Origin of the sequence: Grimontia marina (genome assembly GCF_900060185.1) — a bacterium.
Classification (GTDB): Bacteria; Pseudomonadota; Gammaproteobacteria; order Enterobacterales; family Vibrionaceae; genus Enterovibrio; species Enterovibrio marinus.
On record NZ_FIZY01000007.1, the window covers coordinates 41,287 to 55,385 of the forward strand.

At 54.5% G+C, this 14,099-nt stretch carries 17 protein-coding genes; all 17 read left to right on the top strand.

Annotated features, from left to right (window positions below; translation table 11 throughout):
• Nucleotides 1–77 precede the first annotated feature (77 nt).
• The 17 genes from GMA8713_RS05450 to GMA8713_RS05525 all read left to right on the top strand — a co-directional run bounded on the left by GMA8713_RS05450 (nucleotide 78) and on the right by GMA8713_RS05525 (nucleotide 14,098).
• Entirely contained in the window at nucleotides 78–479 is a 402-nt protein-coding gene (locus GMA8713_RS05450) for a M15 family metallopeptidase (protein ID WP_062706610.1), read from the top strand.
• On the top strand, nucleotides 479–883 hold the full coding sequence (locus GMA8713_RS05455) for a 3TM-type holin (protein ID WP_062706612.1): 405 nt from the start codon (nucleotides 479–481) through the stop codon (nucleotides 881–883). Before GMA8713_RS05450 ends, GMA8713_RS05455 begins: the two co-directional genes overlap by 1 nt.
• Nucleotides 884–885: 2 nt before the next feature.
• Nucleotides 886–1,080 (top strand): phage holin, encoded by a 195-nt coding sequence (locus GMA8713_RS05460; RefSeq protein ID WP_062706614.1) that lies wholly within the window; start codon nucleotides 886–888, stop codon nucleotides 1,078–1,080.
• Nucleotides 1,077–1,235 carry a hypothetical protein gene (locus tag GMA8713_RS27665; protein ID WP_198159454.1) on the top strand — a complete coding sequence of 53 codons (159 nt, stop codon included), beginning with the start codon at nucleotides 1,077–1,079 and terminating at the stop codon, nucleotides 1,233–1,235. Before GMA8713_RS05460 ends, GMA8713_RS27665 begins: the two co-directional genes overlap by 4 nt.
• Before the next feature lie 2 nt (nucleotides 1,236–1,237).
• Entirely contained in the window at nucleotides 1,238–2,044 is an 807-nt protein-coding gene (locus GMA8713_RS05465; protein WP_062706616.1) for a DUF4349 domain-containing protein, read from the top strand.
• Entirely contained in the window at nucleotides 2,041–3,702 is a 1,662-nt protein-coding gene (locus GMA8713_RS05470; protein ID WP_062706618.1) for a terminase large subunit, read from the top strand. Before GMA8713_RS05465 ends, GMA8713_RS05470 begins: the two co-directional genes overlap by 4 nt.
• A complete protein-coding gene (locus GMA8713_RS05475) occupies nucleotides 3,702–5,777 on the top strand; it encodes a portal protein (protein WP_062706620.1) in 2,076 nt (691 codons plus the stop codon). The genes GMA8713_RS05470 and GMA8713_RS05475 overlap by 1 nt, the downstream gene beginning before the upstream one ends.
• Nucleotides 5,778–5,957: 180 nt before the next feature.
• Nucleotides 5,958–6,959, top strand: coding sequence for a hypothetical protein (locus GMA8713_RS05480; RefSeq protein ID WP_062706622.1), 1,002 nt, complete (start codon nucleotides 5,958–5,960; stop codon nucleotides 6,957–6,959).
• Between the two features lie 67 nt (nucleotides 6,960–7,026).
• The gene (locus tag GMA8713_RS05485; RefSeq protein WP_062706624.1) at nucleotides 7,027–8,244 is read left to right on the top strand and encodes a N4-gp56 family major capsid protein; all 1,218 of its coding nucleotides are present in this window, start codon (nucleotides 7,027–7,029) and stop codon (nucleotides 8,242–8,244) included.
• A gap of 50 nt (nucleotides 8,245–8,294) precedes the next feature.
• Nucleotides 8,295–8,678 (top strand): hypothetical protein, encoded by a 384-nt coding sequence (locus GMA8713_RS05490; protein WP_062706626.1) that lies wholly within the window; start codon nucleotides 8,295–8,297, stop codon nucleotides 8,676–8,678.
• Nucleotides 8,679–8,733: 55 nt separating this feature from the next.
• Nucleotides 8,734–9,183, top strand: coding sequence for a hypothetical protein (locus GMA8713_RS05495; protein ID WP_062706628.1), 450 nt, complete (start codon nucleotides 8,734–8,736; stop codon nucleotides 9,181–9,183).
• Between the two features lie 71 nt (nucleotides 9,184–9,254).
• Complete coding sequence (locus tag GMA8713_RS05500) at nucleotides 9,255–9,782, top strand: hypothetical protein (protein ID WP_232314367.1); 528 nt, start codon at nucleotides 9,255–9,257, stop codon at nucleotides 9,780–9,782.
• On the top strand, nucleotides 9,782–10,402 hold the full coding sequence (locus GMA8713_RS05505) for a phage adaptor protein (protein WP_062706632.1): 621 nt from the start codon (nucleotides 9,782–9,784) through the stop codon (nucleotides 10,400–10,402). The genes GMA8713_RS05500 and GMA8713_RS05505 overlap by 1 nt, the downstream gene beginning before the upstream one ends.
• Nucleotides 10,399–11,454 carry a phage tail family protein gene (locus GMA8713_RS05510; RefSeq protein WP_062706634.1) on the top strand — a complete coding sequence of 352 codons (1,056 nt, stop codon included), beginning with the start codon at nucleotides 10,399–10,401 and terminating at the stop codon, nucleotides 11,452–11,454. The genes GMA8713_RS05505 and GMA8713_RS05510 overlap by 4 nt, the downstream gene beginning before the upstream one ends.
• Entirely contained in the window at nucleotides 11,451–11,999 is a 549-nt protein-coding gene (locus GMA8713_RS05515; RefSeq protein WP_062706636.1) for a hypothetical protein, read from the top strand. Before GMA8713_RS05510 ends, GMA8713_RS05515 begins: the two co-directional genes overlap by 4 nt.
• 8 nt (nucleotides 12,000–12,007) lie before the next feature.
• The gene (locus GMA8713_RS05520; RefSeq protein WP_062706638.1) at nucleotides 12,008–12,484 is read left to right on the top strand and encodes a hypothetical protein; all 477 of its coding nucleotides are present in this window, start codon (nucleotides 12,008–12,010) and stop codon (nucleotides 12,482–12,484) included.
• 6 nt (nucleotides 12,485–12,490) lie between these two features.
• Nucleotides 12,491–14,098 (top strand): hypothetical protein, encoded by a 1,608-nt coding sequence (locus GMA8713_RS05525; protein WP_062706640.1) that lies wholly within the window; start codon nucleotides 12,491–12,493, stop codon nucleotides 14,096–14,098.
• Nucleotide 14,099 lies beyond the last annotated feature (1 nt).

Below are 14,099 nucleotides of genomic sequence, written 5' to 3' on the forward strand. Positions count from 1 at the left end.
TTCAGGGACGAGGTTTTTTTGTGCCTGTTGAAACCCGCCAAGTGCGGGTTTTTTCGTACATGGGATCTGGAGGCGATATGGCTTATCAGTTTGGAAAGCGATCACTCAAACGTCTTTCACCGCTTCATCCCGACCTTATCAAGGTCATGAAACGCGCCATTGAGATAACAGCGGTTGATTTTACGGTGTTGGAAGGGCGAAGAACGATTGAGCGCCAGAAAACGCTATTGGCGCAAGGGGCGTCAACCACGATGCGCAGCCGACATCTCACAGGCCATGCGGTTGACCTTGGTGCTTATGTGGATGGTCGTGTTGACTGGAGTTGGCCGCTGTACCACAAAATAGCCGAGGCGGTAAAACAAGCGGCAGCAGAGTTGGATATCCCCATCGAGTGGGGCGGCGACTGGAAAACGTTCAAAGACGGACCGCATTTCCAGCTTCCCTGGTCAGACTATCCGTTAGAGCAGGAGGCCGCCTGATGAGTGTTTGGAACTTTATCACGGGCCTCGTTGAGCCTGTGACCGACCTGATTGATGACTTGCATACCAGCGAAGAAGAGAGGCTGGAGGTCAAAGCCAAGCTATTTGCCATGCAAAGCACAATGGCAGCCAAGGTGATGGATTATGAAGCGCGTCTGATTGAAGCCAAAACCAAGGTCATCACAGCAGAAGCGCAAGGGGCCAGTTGGCTTCAGCGTAACTGGCGTCCTATCACCATGCTCACCTTTCTCGCGCTTGTGGTCGCCGATACGTTTGGGTTCACTGCGTTTCGTTTAGCCGATGAAGCGTGGACACTCCTACAAATTGGGCTTGGAGGATATGTGGTGGGACGTAGCGCCGAGAAGATTATTCCTAAAGTCACTGACGCCATGCGAAAGGATTGAAGATGAATGATTCGAGTGCAGCCATTTCGTATGGCGCTTCTGCGGTCACGACACTTGCCGGGTTAACCATCAATGAGTGGGTCGCTCTGGGTGGGTTTCTCATTGGCGTTGCGACCTTTGGTGTCAACTGGTGGTACAAGCACGCCCAGACCAAAATCCTTGAGAGCCAGGGCAAGTCAACGCGAGGTGAACCATGAAGTCGGGTTGCATTGCGAGTTTGATCCGCTGGAATGGCAAGAGTGCCAGAGTACAACTCAAAGACGGTTCGCGGGTTACGCTCCGGGTGAGCTTCAAGCCTCGCGTCGGTGATTGGGTTGTGGAAGGGGAACTGAGCCGTGAGCAGGTGAGCTAGCTATGGCACAGGATTGGAAAAAGCTACAAGCACAGTTTCAGCATGACCATGCGAAGTACGGCACCGGTGCGAAAGAATGGTGTGAAGCGAAAGGGCTGAATTACGCCACGGCGCGTCGTTATATCAAAGTGCGCAAACTTGCGCAGTCTGACAGTGCGCAATCGAAAAGTGCGCAGAGTGCGCAAAAATTGACTGCGCAAAAGGTAAGCGCAGAAAAAAAATCTTTAACCCAAAAATCCCACATGTCCCCCATCACTTCTGATGACGGTAAACACAAATCGGCATCGGGTGAGCGGGATGAAAAAGGACGGTTTGCTCCCTGTAATTCTCTGTCAGTAGGTAACCCAGGTAATCCGAGTCCGAGCAATCCGGCGACCGCGGGAAACCAGCGCGCGCGCAAAAGTGGCCTTTATGCAAAGTACTTTCCCTCAGAGAAGCAGCATATGTTTGATGCGGCAGATACGGCCACGTTGGAGGATGAATTGCAGCTTACCCGAGCGAGGCTACAAAGTGGGATTGAGTACCTCGGCAAGATTCATGAAGACATGGCGCAGGCTGAAACCGTGGAAGACCGGATTTCCCTCTACGAGTCCTTTACCCGTGTTAACGCGCAACTGGATGTGTTGACCGGCCGCATCGAGTCACTGACCCGAACCATGAGCACACTCGGTATCGATATCGTGAAGCTCGATAAGATACGCGCAGAAGTGGACAAGCTGCGCAATGAAGGCGCGGTCGATGATACGCCAGTCAGTCAGATGCTAGAGGATATCCAAAACATGGGCTCCGGTGGACTGATGCGCCGATGATGGCAGGGGACATCGCACAGATTGAGCGTCACTTGTCAGATAAGTGGTGGCGAATGGACAACCTCTACAAAGTGGAGAATGAGCAGGGCCAGTTAGTCACGTTCCGGTTACGCCCGGCGCAGCGCATGCTGTTTACCATGATGCATTGGCTCAACATCATATTGAAGGCGCGTCAGCTGGGTTTCTCGACCGCGATTGATATCTACATTCTCGATGAAGCACTGTTCAACAAGAATTTGAAATGCGGGATTGTGGCGCAGGAGCTGGATAAGGCCGGAGAGATATTCAGGACCAAGATAGAAATTCCCTTTGATAACTTACCTGACTGGCTAAGAAGCCGGTTCAACATCAAATCCCGGACATCAGGAAAAAACGGCGGAAGCATCATCTTCGAACATGGTTCGAGTATTCAGGTGGCGACCTCCTTCCGCTCAGGCACGGTTCACCGTCTCCACATCTCCGAGCATGGGAAGATTTGCGCCAAGTACCCGCAAAAGGCCAAGGAATTACGCACCGGTACCTTGAACGCCATTCATGAAGGGTGTGTTGCCTTCATCGAAAGCACCGCAGAAGGTGTGGGGGGCGACTTTCATGCAATGTGTGTTAAAGCTATGGAGGCTAAGAAAGCCGATATGCCACTCACCAAGCTAGACTGGGCCTTTCACTTCTTTGCCTGGTGGGAAGACGGGAAATACACCGCGCCGGTACCTAAAGGCGGTGTGGTCATGAGCAAGGTACAACGCGAATACTTCGAGGCAGTGGAAGAGGTAATGGGCTGCGTCATATCAGATGAGCAGCGTCAATGGTATGTGCTCAAAGAGGCTGAGCAGGGCGAGGAAATGAAACAGGAGTTTCCGTCCTCGCCCATTGAAGCTTTCCTCACCTCCGGGCGCCGTGTCTTTGATGCCAACCCAACGATGAAGGCAGAAGGACAATGCAGCAAACCGCTCATTGTCTATGACGTTGAACCCATCACAGGGAAACGGACAAAAGCCAATAAGCCTGAAACGATGGATGAGCAGGGACAACGCAGTCTTCTCAACATGCTCTTAGTGTGGGAGATCCCTGATGAGGACGACGACTACGCAATGGGTGTCGATATTGCAGAAGGGTTAGAACACGGAGACCGCAGCAGTCTCGATGTTGTTAAGAAAAGCACGGGTGAGCAGGTCTGCCATTGGGTGGGTTACCTCGATGTCGAGTTGTTCTCTCACCTTGCGGCGCATATCGGCCGTCTCTATAACCTTGCCTATATCGGGCCAGAGCGGAACAACCATGGTCATGCGTTCATCCTCAAACTCAAAGACCTCTATCCCATCTCCCGCATTTACGAAGAGCGCTACATCGACCGCGATGATGAAGAGGAGAAGGTCAAGCTTGGCTGGCTGACGACCAAACAATCCAAGCCGCTGCTCACCGAGGGGATGAAGACCCTGCTCAGGAACGGACAATCAGGTATCAACTGGATTGGCACCGTGTCTGAAATGCATACCTACGTTTACGACAAAAAGGGCAGCATGGGCGCGCAGGAAGGGTGTTTCGATGACCAGTGTATGAGCTACATGATTGCTCAGGAGATGCGTGCGAGAATGCCTTCACGTGTGGTGAAAGACCTGAATGCCCAGTTACCCCGAACCAAAGCATGGCAGGCCAGATAATGACAATTAACTTGAAGGAAAACACAACCGAGACCGATGAACTGATAGCCTTGCTTTCTGACATTGATGGCCAGCCTCCATGGCGCTCGAACGCCAATAAAGCGTGTGCGTATTACGACGGTGACCAACTGTCTCCCAACGTGATTGAGATACTCCGGGAGCGCGGCCAGCCGGAAACCATGCATAACCTCATCGCCCCGGCTATTGATGGCGTGCTCGGGATGGAAGCCAAGACCCGTACTGACCTGATGGTGACCGCCGACGATTACGACGAGGACATTGAAGAGCTGGCGCAGGCGATAAACGAAGAGTTTGCTGATTTATGCCGGCTGGGACGGTTAGATCGGGCCAGAGCCGAAGCATACAAAGGGCAGGTCATCTGTGGTGTTGGCTTTGTGGAGGTATTCAGAAACACCGACCCCTTTGGCCCCAAATACAAAATACTGAACATCGCCCGTGATGAGGTGCATTGGGACTGGTTTTCCAAAGAGCCGGATTGGTCAGATTGTCACTGGGTGATGCGCAGTCGCTGGGTAGACATCGACACCCTCATTCAGTCCATGCCAGAGAAGGCAGATATCCTTCGTCATGCTGTGAATCACTGGGAAGGTTTTGTGGACACCACCATCGTGGATGGCGCAGAAAGCAACCTGGTGAATGCCTGGGAAGAATACCAGAGCTGGAGCCGTGACCACTCGGAGTACCTCAGTAACAACCGAAAACGCATCAAGCTACAAATCGTGTATCGCCGGCACTACAACGCCGTCACGGTCATGTGTCTGGGGGATGGACGGGTGGTTGAGTACGACAAGCACAACCTGCGTCATGCGACCGCCGTGGCGATGGGGCGGGTGAAACTCAAAACGGGGCAGACCAGTCATATCACAGAAACCTGGTTCGCCGGTCCCTACCGTCTGGAGCAGCGCCCTTGTCAGGCGCCCCGCGGCATGTATCCCATCGTGCCTTTCTATGGTTATCGCAAAGACAAAAGCGGTGAGCCTTATGGCCTCTCTTCGCGCGCTATTCCGGCGCAGGATGAGGTGAACTTCCGCCGTATCAAACTGACCTGGCTCCTGCAGGCAAAGCTTGTGATTGCTGACAAAGATGCCACTAAGATGAGCCGGGAACGATTGCTGGAAGAGGTTGAGCGCCCTGATGGATATGTAGAGCTCAACCCTGACCGGAAGAACCGCAAGTCCATCTCTGACGCGATTGAAATACGCCAGGACTTCAATGTTGCTTCCCAACAGTTTCAGGTGATGCAGGACAGCATGAAGCTGGTTCAGGACACCATGGGGATTTACTCGGCATTCCTCGGGCAGGAGGGCGCGGCGGACTCTGGGGTTGCCATTGCCAATCTTGTCGAGCAGGGCGCGACGACGCTTGCAGAGCTCAACGATAATTATCGATTGGCCTGCTTACTCGTCGGTGAGCTGCTATTGGGGTTTATTCTGGAAGACATGAAAGGTGAACGGAACAAAAAGATCACCATTAACCGGGAAGACCGGACCAAAAGACGCAACGTGATACTGAATGAAGAGACAGAAGATGCTGCGTTGCTCAATAACGATGTGACCCGGTTAAGGGCACATATTTCACTGGCGCCCATTCAACAAACGTCCGCCTTTAAGGCGCAAATGGCTGAGCGGATGTCCAATGCAACGGCCCACTTGCCGCCACAGGCACAAATGGCCGTGTTCGACCTGGTGGCAGAGTTAATGGATATTCCGAATAAATCCGAGTTTCTGGAGCGTATCCGCGGTGCGATGAACGTCCCGAAAGACCCGGAAGACATGTCACCGGAAGAGCAGCAGGCTCATCAGGCCGATCAGGAAAAGGCCCGGATGCAAGAGGAGCTGGCATTCAGGGAGATGAAAGCCCGTGTCGAAGAGCTGGAAGGCAAAGTCGCGCACCTGAATGCGGAAACGGATTCCAAGCAATACGACAATGCGAAGAAGCAGGCAGAGACCGGGGAGACGCTGGCAAAAATGCAAAAGCTCACCGAGGAGCTCAACGTGATGCGCCAGCAATACGAACAATTCCTCAGTACCCAAATCGAGGCTTTACAGTTGTAGCTTGCCGAAAAGTGGGGTAGTTTGTATCCATTGTGCAAAGCCTCGCCCTTCCGGGTGGGGCTTTTTTTATACCCGACATCTAACCCGCCTTGTGCGGGTTTTTTTGTCTCTGCCGCTAAGGGTTTTTCCGAGAGCCCTTAACCGCACAGACAGCGATACGTCTACACAGGAGACATTGAAGTGACCATCGAAATAACAGGTAATGAAACCCTTGATGAACTGGAAACGATGATTGAGCAGTACGCGGATGCTGAGGTGGTTGACGAACTGCCAGGCATCGCGGAAGCCAAGCCTGACGAACCAGTGACTGACACTGTTGATGAAAGCGAAACATCTGATGTCGATACTACCGCGGATTCGGCCCCCGCTGATGATTCAGCTTCTGAGCAGGAAGGAGAGAGCGAACCCCCTTCTGGTGTCGCCACCAAAGATGGTCAGCACATTATTCCTTTTGATGTGCTGGAGAGCGCCAGGGAAGAAAATGCTGACTTAAAGGAGCAGGTTAAGACGCTCGAAGCGAAGCAGTCTGATTGGGAACACGCCCAAAGGCTACTTGCGTTCCGGGACCGTCAACTGCAGCAGTTGGGTGTTGAGCTAAAAGACTTACCTGAAAATTTGCAGCTGACCGATGAGCAACTGGACGCGATGGCGGAAGACTACCCCGATGTCGGGAATGCTATCCGAAGTCTTGACGCTAAAGTGAAGAGACTGGAAAGCCAAAACGTCCCGCCCTCTCCGCAAGACGCAAAGCCACCTGAGCCTGATGGAACAGGGGAGGCCCCCAAAAGCAATCCGGTCATTGATGCGATCAACGCGAACCCTGACTTGAAAGACTGGTCGCAAAAGGGCGGTGAACACTGGCAACAAGCCATCCTCTTCGATGATGAACTTCAACAACATCCAGACTGGAAAGACAAGCCTTTGCACGCACGCTTTAACGAAGCCGTACGTCTGACCAAAATGCATTTCACGCAGCAGATTAGGCAGAATGCGGACCACGCGGAGCAACAGGCCAAGGCACCGTCTCTTCCAAACTCCCCGAGCGAGGTGGGTTCAAGCCCCCAAAACATGGCATCCAAGACGGAACAACTGCTCAATGCAGACGTTGAGACGATGCAAGCACTGATGGCGGACATGCCGGAGGATGAACTTGAATCCTTTCTCGCTCAATCTGACCTTTAATGCGCCGTGTAGACGGCCTGAAACCCGCCCGATGTGGCGGGTTTTTTATGTCTGAAGGATATGAGCAATGACAACCATTACACGTGAACAAGCGCGCCGCTTACAGGAAGCGGCACTCTTTACGGCGGCGAACAGGAACCGCTCCTTTACCAACATGTTGACGGAGCAGGCCCCCAAAACCGCGATGAAAGACAAGAAGGGGAACAAGCAGTCCTCACCGGGCGCACCGATTGTTCAGGTTACCGACCTGAAGAAAACGAAAGGTGACACGGTAGACATGCAAATCGTCCACAAACTCTCCAAACGTCCAACCATGGGCGATGAGCGTATCGCGGGACGTGGGGAATCGCTGGATTTCACCGAGTTCTCGCTGCGCATTGACCAGGGACGTCACCAGGTTGATGCGGGCGGTAAGATGAGCCAACAACGCACCACCCATAACATCAAAAGCTCAGCACGTACGCTGCTCGGCACCTACTACAACGATTTGAAAGACCAGTTGGCGACAGTCCATATGGCAGGCGCCCGCGGGGATTTCATGTCAGACGACATTATTGTTCCCCTGACGAGCCACGATGAGTTCGAAGGGATTTTGGTTAACGATATCTTGCCACCGACCTATGACCGTCACTTTTTCGGCGGAGATGCCACGACATTTGAAGCGCTTGACCAGGCGGATGTCTTTAGCATGGGGGTGGTCACTGACTTATCACTGTTTCTCGATGAAATGGCCCATCCGCTGCAGCCGATTAAGTTTGCCGATGACAAGCTCGCCGGTGATGAACCCTTCTTTATCCTGAACGTCACCCCCCGCCAGTGGTATGACTTTGAGCAAACGTCTTCCTACAAAGACTGGCAGCAGTTAATGGCGACGGCGATGAAACGCAAAAGTGATTTCAGCCATCAGGTGTTCAAGGGTGATTGCGTGATGAAGGGCAACATCCTGGTGCGCAAGTACATGGGGATGCCAATTCGTTTCCATCAGGACTCAACGGTGGATATCTCCAAAAACAACGCGGACGCGGATGTGATGCAAGTGACGGCAGGCACCACCATTGACCGCGCGATGCTGATTGGCGCGCAGGCGATCGCTGATGCCTGGGGCTCAACGTCTCAAGGCAGTCAATTTAGCGTGCACACCGAGAAGACCGACTCGGGGAACCGTGACGAAGTGACGATTGCGTGGATGAATGGCATCAAGAAAATCCGCTTTAAGGATAAGACCGGCCGTTTGAATGACCATGGGGTGATTGCCGTTGATACGGCCGTGAGCCTGGGTCAGTGATAAAAGCGGGGGCTTTCCCGTTTCTTTGAATTCGAATGGAGTAGAGAGCTATGGCAACAATCTTTAAAGCGCCCTCGATGCATGACCGCATGTATGTGGGCGCGCACGGCAACACATCAACCGTGTTTACCAAAGCGGAGCTGGCGGATGCCGCCGTCGGGGACACAGTAGAAATGATACAGGTCGAAGTCGGTATCAGCCTGATTGGCCTTCGTGTGAATACCAACGGCCTGGGTGCGGGCGTAACGCTGGATATCAAAGTCGGTGACACACTGTTGGCAGGGGATGTCGATGTGGCGTCTGCCCAGAACCAAGTCATTCCTACTGACACGGTTTACACCAAGAGTAAGCAAGTGCTGAGCGCAACCATCAAAGGGGCGTCAGCCACGGGGACGCTGGAAATTAACCCGGAATATGTGGTCAAGGGCTACTGAGACCGTTGGGGCGCGAAAGCGCCCTTTTTTATTCCTCTTACAAAAAGGATCCATGATGGGCAAGCAAAGCATTGTGTATATCGGACCCAAAGCGTTTAAGCGTGACACGGTGGCGGGTACCCGACAGGTATTTCCCCGCCATCAGCCGATTGAGGTAGCTGACGAGGTGGCGGCGAGACTATTGCGTTTCGACGAGGTGTTCGTCGAAGAGGACGAGCTTGAAAACGTACTCGAAAAGCAAAAAGCCGAGGAAAGGGCGAAAGCGGATGCCGAAGCGAAAGATGCGGAAGAAGCCGAAAAACGACGGGTAGCGCTCGACATGACGGTAACCGCCAATGGAGAGACCGTGGATTTGGCAAAAATGACACTGCCTAAACTAAGAACCCTTGTGGAGAGTCTCGACGGTTTGGATGTTGAGCCGAAAGGCGCACAGGAGAAAACCCCTGAGTTTGCCCGTCGTATTCGTGATGCTATTCGAGAGCGACAGGATACGAAGGGCGAGTGATGCAGGAGGTTGCGGTTAGCGCGTTCTTACCCAAGTTAAGAACCATGGTGAATGTCCCTTTAGAGCCCCTCATGGAGGAGGCGGTCGTTGCGGCCGCTCAGGCTTTTTGCCGCCGCAGTCTTGCGATTTGGCGCACCCGTACCTTTGCGCATGTCTTCAGGTACCAGACTGTCAGTGTGATTGAACGGTCTTCGTTAAACCACCGCACCCTGGGCGCGCTCAAGTCTGCAGACATCATCTCGGTCACCTCAAAAGGTCAGCGTTTGGTGGTTGGAAAGGACTATGACGCCATCTCGCTCGACGACGTGCATTTTCTGGATGCGTTTGACGATGTCACCGTGACATGTGCGGTTGAGCCGAGGGCAGGGTCTTCACATTTGCCCGCCTCACTGTTCCATGACTGGGAAGAGGGCATTTGTGCGGGCGCTGCGAAAAGACTTCTTTTACAACCCGACAAAGCGTGGTCGGACGTCGCCCTTGCCGGGTACCACGAGAGGGAGTTTGTTGAGGCGATATGTCAGGCCCGCCGCTGGCGCTTGGAGGTGAGCCCCGACGCCACCCCGGAGAACCCGCTGACCCGTAAACGGAGTTTCGTCTGATGAAAATCTCGGATGTGATTGACAGACTCGGTGTGGACTTGGTGGATAAGGACTATGTCCACTGGTCACGTGAAGCGCTCCTTTCCTACATCAATGATGGCTTGTCGGAAATGGCCCTGTCTTTACCGTCGCAGTTTCGTGTGGTGGCCACGGTGCAAACCGAGACCGGGGAGGTCACGCTTCCCCCTGACGGCATCAAGGTGTTGTCGGTGCAAGAGGTCGAAGGCAGACCCGTCAACTATGTGGAGATGGTCAAGCTCAATCAGCTCGACGCGGCGTGGCGGGGACGCGTTGGCCAACCGTCTTCCTGGACACAGCAAGAGGATGAAGAGCGGTCTTACTCTCTCTATCCGCGCCCAGCCACCAGAGTGAGCGTGACTCACGCATACTCGGCGTTTATGCCACGTCAAGAAGACGATGAGTTACCCGTGCATCCCGCTTTCCTGCCTGCAGTCGTGGATTACGCCCTGTACCGTGCCTATGGAAAAGACGGCCAGCATGCCAGCGAGCAAACCAAGTCGATGAGCCATTATCACACGTTCAATGCTGCCATTGGCCGTGAGGCGGAGGTCAAGCAGAGGCATAAGCGTGAGCGGGCACAGAGGGAGAACCAACGATGATAAGGGTAAAGGGGCGTCTGACTGACGCCACGGGCGACATCGCGTTGGGAAAAGCGATGATTGAGTTTGTGGCCAAACGCTCTGCCGGTGAGGTGTTTGCGTACGCCGGTGCGCGTGTTGTCACTGATGAAAACGGCCACTACGAATTTGCGCTCAAGGCCGGCGAGTATCTGGTGTATGCCCAGGTCAACCAACGCAGTGATGTCGAGCCATTGGGGCCATGTACGGTGTTGCCAGAGATGCAAGGAGAACATGATATCGAGTCTCTCCTGCGCTTTTCTGAGCCGGTGCTTCCTGAAACCGTGCAGCAAAGTATCGCGCTGCGCGATGAGGTGACAGCGAAACATATTGAGATATCGGGATGGCACACCACGGTCAATGAGAAAGTGCAGGCCACGCAAGAGGACGCGAGGCAGACGGCCTCAGACAGGGAGCAAACGGGCCTTGAGCTGCAGAGGGTGATAGACCACCGAGAAGCGACGGAGCAAATGCAGAGGGACGGCATATTGCTCTCACAGCTGGTAACTGCTCACTCCTCGGTGGTCGAACAAAACCTAGAACAGGTTTCCACCCTTCACAAGGCCGTGACCGGAAAAGCCCTTCAGGTGTCTGAGGATGCGAGGCATATCACCCAACTGCATGCCGAAGTGGCGTCATTCAACGACACGGCACAAGCCAGTGCGACAACGGCTTCGAGTCAAGCTGACCTCGCCAGAGACTGGGCTGAAAAAGACGTGGATAGCGAGGTGGTCACCGGCGCGTTTTCCGCCAAACACTGGGCGACCCAGTCAGCCACGCATGCCGGGGCAGCAAAAGCCTCCAGAGATGACGCCGCCCAAAGCCTCAGTGACACGCAAACCCTGAAAAACGACACACAAACGCTCAACAGCGAAACCAAAACATTCCGCGACGAGGCCCTTCAGGCGCGCCGTGAAATCGGGGTGCTGGCGGACTATGAGAAGGCGCTCTGGTCTTTGATACAGGTGAGCGCAGAGCAGGCTGTCCGGCAACTGGACGTTAACGAGCGACTGATAAGGTTGGAGACACAATGACGGTAGCAGAAAACGCGATAGCGGCCCTTCAGGCAGCGGCCGATGCCTATCATGCGAAAATTGCAGACATCAATGAAAAGATGAACCTGGCCGAGGCGGATTATCAAACCAAACTCGCTGCTTTAGGTGTCAGAAAGTATGCGGCGAGAGATACCGCATCGCGAAGCTACAGTACCGCCTGGGCTGACGGTCTGGTGACCGATTGGTGGCGCATGCGCGGGGGCGTCGCTATTGACATATCTATCGCGGTGCCAATGCGAAACGAATCAGCCAGTTGGGGAGGCGGGTATACAGAGCTGCTTTATGATGTGGGCGACGGCTGGGTGTCATTGGGTGATTCGGGTTATGACGGGACCATGATATCTGGCGCTGCAAACGGCATTCTCACTTATTCCAGAGAGGTGCTGATTGACGCGTTGAGTGCTGAAGACTACGACGTTCGTTTTAAATTCAGGCACAAATCCTATGATGGCACGCTCATCGTCAATGGTTTGCGTGACCTTAAGGGTGAGCACTTTGGCACCTTACTCAAAGCCGTATGTTAGGGGGCACCATGCAAGAGCATATCATTCACGCGTTGTGGTCACTGTACCCGGATTCACTGCAGATTGGCTGCAAAGGCACAGAGTATTTCGTTGAACCTGCCCAATCCCTTGATTGGGAGGCAGTGAATACGTTAGCCCGCGAGTTAAAGGCAAAACAAGCGGCCGGAGAGGCCCGCCGGTCTTTCCGTCTGAGCCTTTATCAACACGCCGGGGATGCGGAGTCTATTCTGGGCACCACGTCTGATGCGGTGCAACTTTTGTTGGTGGAAACCGCAAAACTGGTGGCGGCATTACATCAGGCTCAAACCCTGGCGGAGGTACGGTTAGCCGCTGAACCTTTCCATGATGCCGCGACACGTCTGCTTGATAAGATTGACGCGGGGACGGTCAAGATGCCGTATATGTCAAAAGGGTTAGATGATGTGCTGACAGACATTGAAACCCGCGCCACGTCGGTGGCCGAAGTGTTCGATAACACCCAATAACCCAGTATGCTTATCGATATCACCCTGATGCGGGGAGAAATCCCCCGCCTCAAAGACCACCTGGTGCCCAATGAGACCGCGTCATTGGCGTCTGATACGCACTTTGAAAACGGTATTTTAGCGCCTTTGGCAGCGAGTGAGCCCCAAGGCACCTTACCCAGGTCGGCCGGGCGTTTTCACCGCTACGGGGAAGGATGGCTGATGTGGGATAGCCCCGCTATCCGGGTAATGGAAAGCCCGGTGGCGCAAGACCCGTATCAACGGGTGTATTACACCGGGGAGGGGTGTCCCAAGGTGACGGCGCAGGATATGGCGCTTAACGGGGAAGGCGTTGGCCCCTCATCCTCTTATGACCTTGGCGTCCCCGCGCCGGACTCACCGCCGGTGGTGACACACGTCGATGGCAGTACCGGTGAAGACCCGCCGGATGGGGAGTCACCCTCGTATGACGATGAAGACCGGGTGTATATCCAAACCTATGTGACAAGATTTGGCGAAGAGAGCGCACCGGGGGAGCCATCGTTGTCCGTGCTTGTTGAACGCCCCGGCGCCACCGTGACCGTGAAGCTGACCCAACCGCTGAACAACCGACATAACATCACCCACACCCGTCTTTACCGCTCCGCCACCTCAACCGAAAGCAGTGATTATGTGTTGGTGGCCGAGGTGCCCATTTCTCACTCCCATTACGCTGACCGTGCCAGAAACGTGAATGGCCCGGTGATTGAGAGCTGGGGCTATGCGCCGCCCCCGGCCAACATGCAGGGACTGTGTCAGATGGCGAACGGGATATGTGCGGGGTTTGCCGGCAACGAGGTGATGTTCTCGGAAGCCTATTTGCCTTATGCATGGCCCTCCTCGTATCGCAGTACCACCGAGCACGACATTGTCGGTATCGCCGCGATAGGCACCTCACTGGTGGTGGTCACGAAGGGCTATCCGTACCTCTTTGAAGGGGTGACCCCGGATGCCATCACCGGCCACAAGCTGGACGTCGAGCAATCGTGCGTGAGCGCGGCCTCGTTGGTGGTGCTCAAAGGCACGGCGGTGTATGCCTCCCCGGACGGGTTGGTGGTGGTGGGTGCAGAAGGCGCGAGTATGCTGACGGACGCCATCATAGACAGAGACAGCTGGCAGGCCATGGCGCCGGACTCGCTCTCTGCCGTTGCGGTGGAAGGCGAGTATGTCGCGCAGGGCAGCGCCGGCGGCTTTATTTATGACCCGGTCTCCCAGTCCTTCACCCGGCTCACCGAAACCTGGGACGCTGCCTATGTCAGCCTTGAACAGGATGTCTTGATGACCCTGAAAGGCCGTGAACTGTCAGCGTGGAAAAGCGCAGATGGCCACCGTTCCTTTGTCTGGCGTTCAAAAGAGTTTTGGACGCCGATGCAGGCGATGCTCAATTGCGCGCGCATTCAGTCCCCTGAACCCGAACATTTATCGGTCCGAGTGATGGCCAATGGCGTTACGGTGCATGTGGTGGAAAAGGGCGTGTTAACCGGCGATGCCTTTCGCTTGCCTGCCGTGCGTGCCCACCGTTGGCAAATTGAAATATCCGGGAGCGCAGAGGTCGAGCGCATCATGATGGCAAGCTCGATGGAGGAGCTTTCTTGAA

What these genes read in the sequence shown, in the direction of transcription:
- GMA8713_RS05515 (WP_062706636.1), top strand. Translation starts at nt 11,451, where the DNA reads ATGACGGTAGCAGAAAACGCGATAGCGGCCCTTCAGGCAGCGGCCGAT.
- GMA8713_RS05460 (WP_062706614.1), top strand. Translation starts at nt 886, where the DNA reads ATGAATGATTCGAGTGCAGCCATTTCGTATGGCGCTTCTGCGGTCACG.
- GMA8713_RS05505 (WP_062706632.1), top strand. Translation starts at nt 9,782, where the DNA reads ATGAAAATCTCGGATGTGATTGACAGACTCGGTGTGGACTTGGTGGAT.
- GMA8713_RS05465 (WP_062706616.1), top strand. Translation starts at nt 1,238, where the DNA reads ATGGCACAGGATTGGAAAAAGCTACAAGCACAGTTTCAGCATGACCAT.
- GMA8713_RS05470 (WP_062706618.1), top strand. Translation starts at nt 2,041, where the DNA reads ATGATGGCAGGGGACATCGCACAGATTGAGCGTCACTTGTCAGATAAG.
- GMA8713_RS05520 (WP_062706638.1), top strand. Translation starts at nt 12,008, where the DNA reads ATGCAAGAGCATATCATTCACGCGTTGTGGTCACTGTACCCGGATTCA.
- GMA8713_RS27665 (WP_198159454.1), top strand. Translation starts at nt 1,077, where the DNA reads ATGAAGTCGGGTTGCATTGCGAGTTTGATCCGCTGGAATGGCAAGAGT.
- GMA8713_RS05475 (WP_062706620.1), top strand. Translation starts at nt 3,702, where the DNA reads ATGACAATTAACTTGAAGGAAAACACAACCGAGACCGATGAACTGATA.
- GMA8713_RS05485 (WP_062706624.1), top strand. Translation starts at nt 7,027, where the DNA reads ATGACAACCATTACACGTGAACAAGCGCGCCGCTTACAGGAAGCGGCA.
- GMA8713_RS05455 (WP_062706612.1), top strand. Translation starts at nt 479, where the DNA reads ATGAGTGTTTGGAACTTTATCACGGGCCTCGTTGAGCCTGTGACCGAC.
- GMA8713_RS05525 (WP_062706640.1), top strand. Translation starts at nt 12,491, where the DNA reads ATGCTTATCGATATCACCCTGATGCGGGGAGAAATCCCCCGCCTCAAA.
- GMA8713_RS05510 (WP_062706634.1), top strand. Translation starts at nt 10,399, where the DNA reads ATGATAAGGGTAAAGGGGCGTCTGACTGACGCCACGGGCGACATCGCG.
- GMA8713_RS05450 (WP_062706610.1), top strand. Translation starts at nt 78, where the DNA reads ATGGCTTATCAGTTTGGAAAGCGATCACTCAAACGTCTTTCACCGCTT.
- GMA8713_RS05495 (WP_062706628.1), top strand. Translation starts at nt 8,734, where the DNA reads ATGGGCAAGCAAAGCATTGTGTATATCGGACCCAAAGCGTTTAAGCGT.
- GMA8713_RS05490 (WP_062706626.1), top strand. Translation starts at nt 8,295, where the DNA reads ATGGCAACAATCTTTAAAGCGCCCTCGATGCATGACCGCATGTATGTG.
- GMA8713_RS05500 (WP_232314367.1), top strand. Translation starts at nt 9,255, where the DNA reads ATGGAGGAGGCGGTCGTTGCGGCCGCTCAGGCTTTTTGCCGCCGCAGT.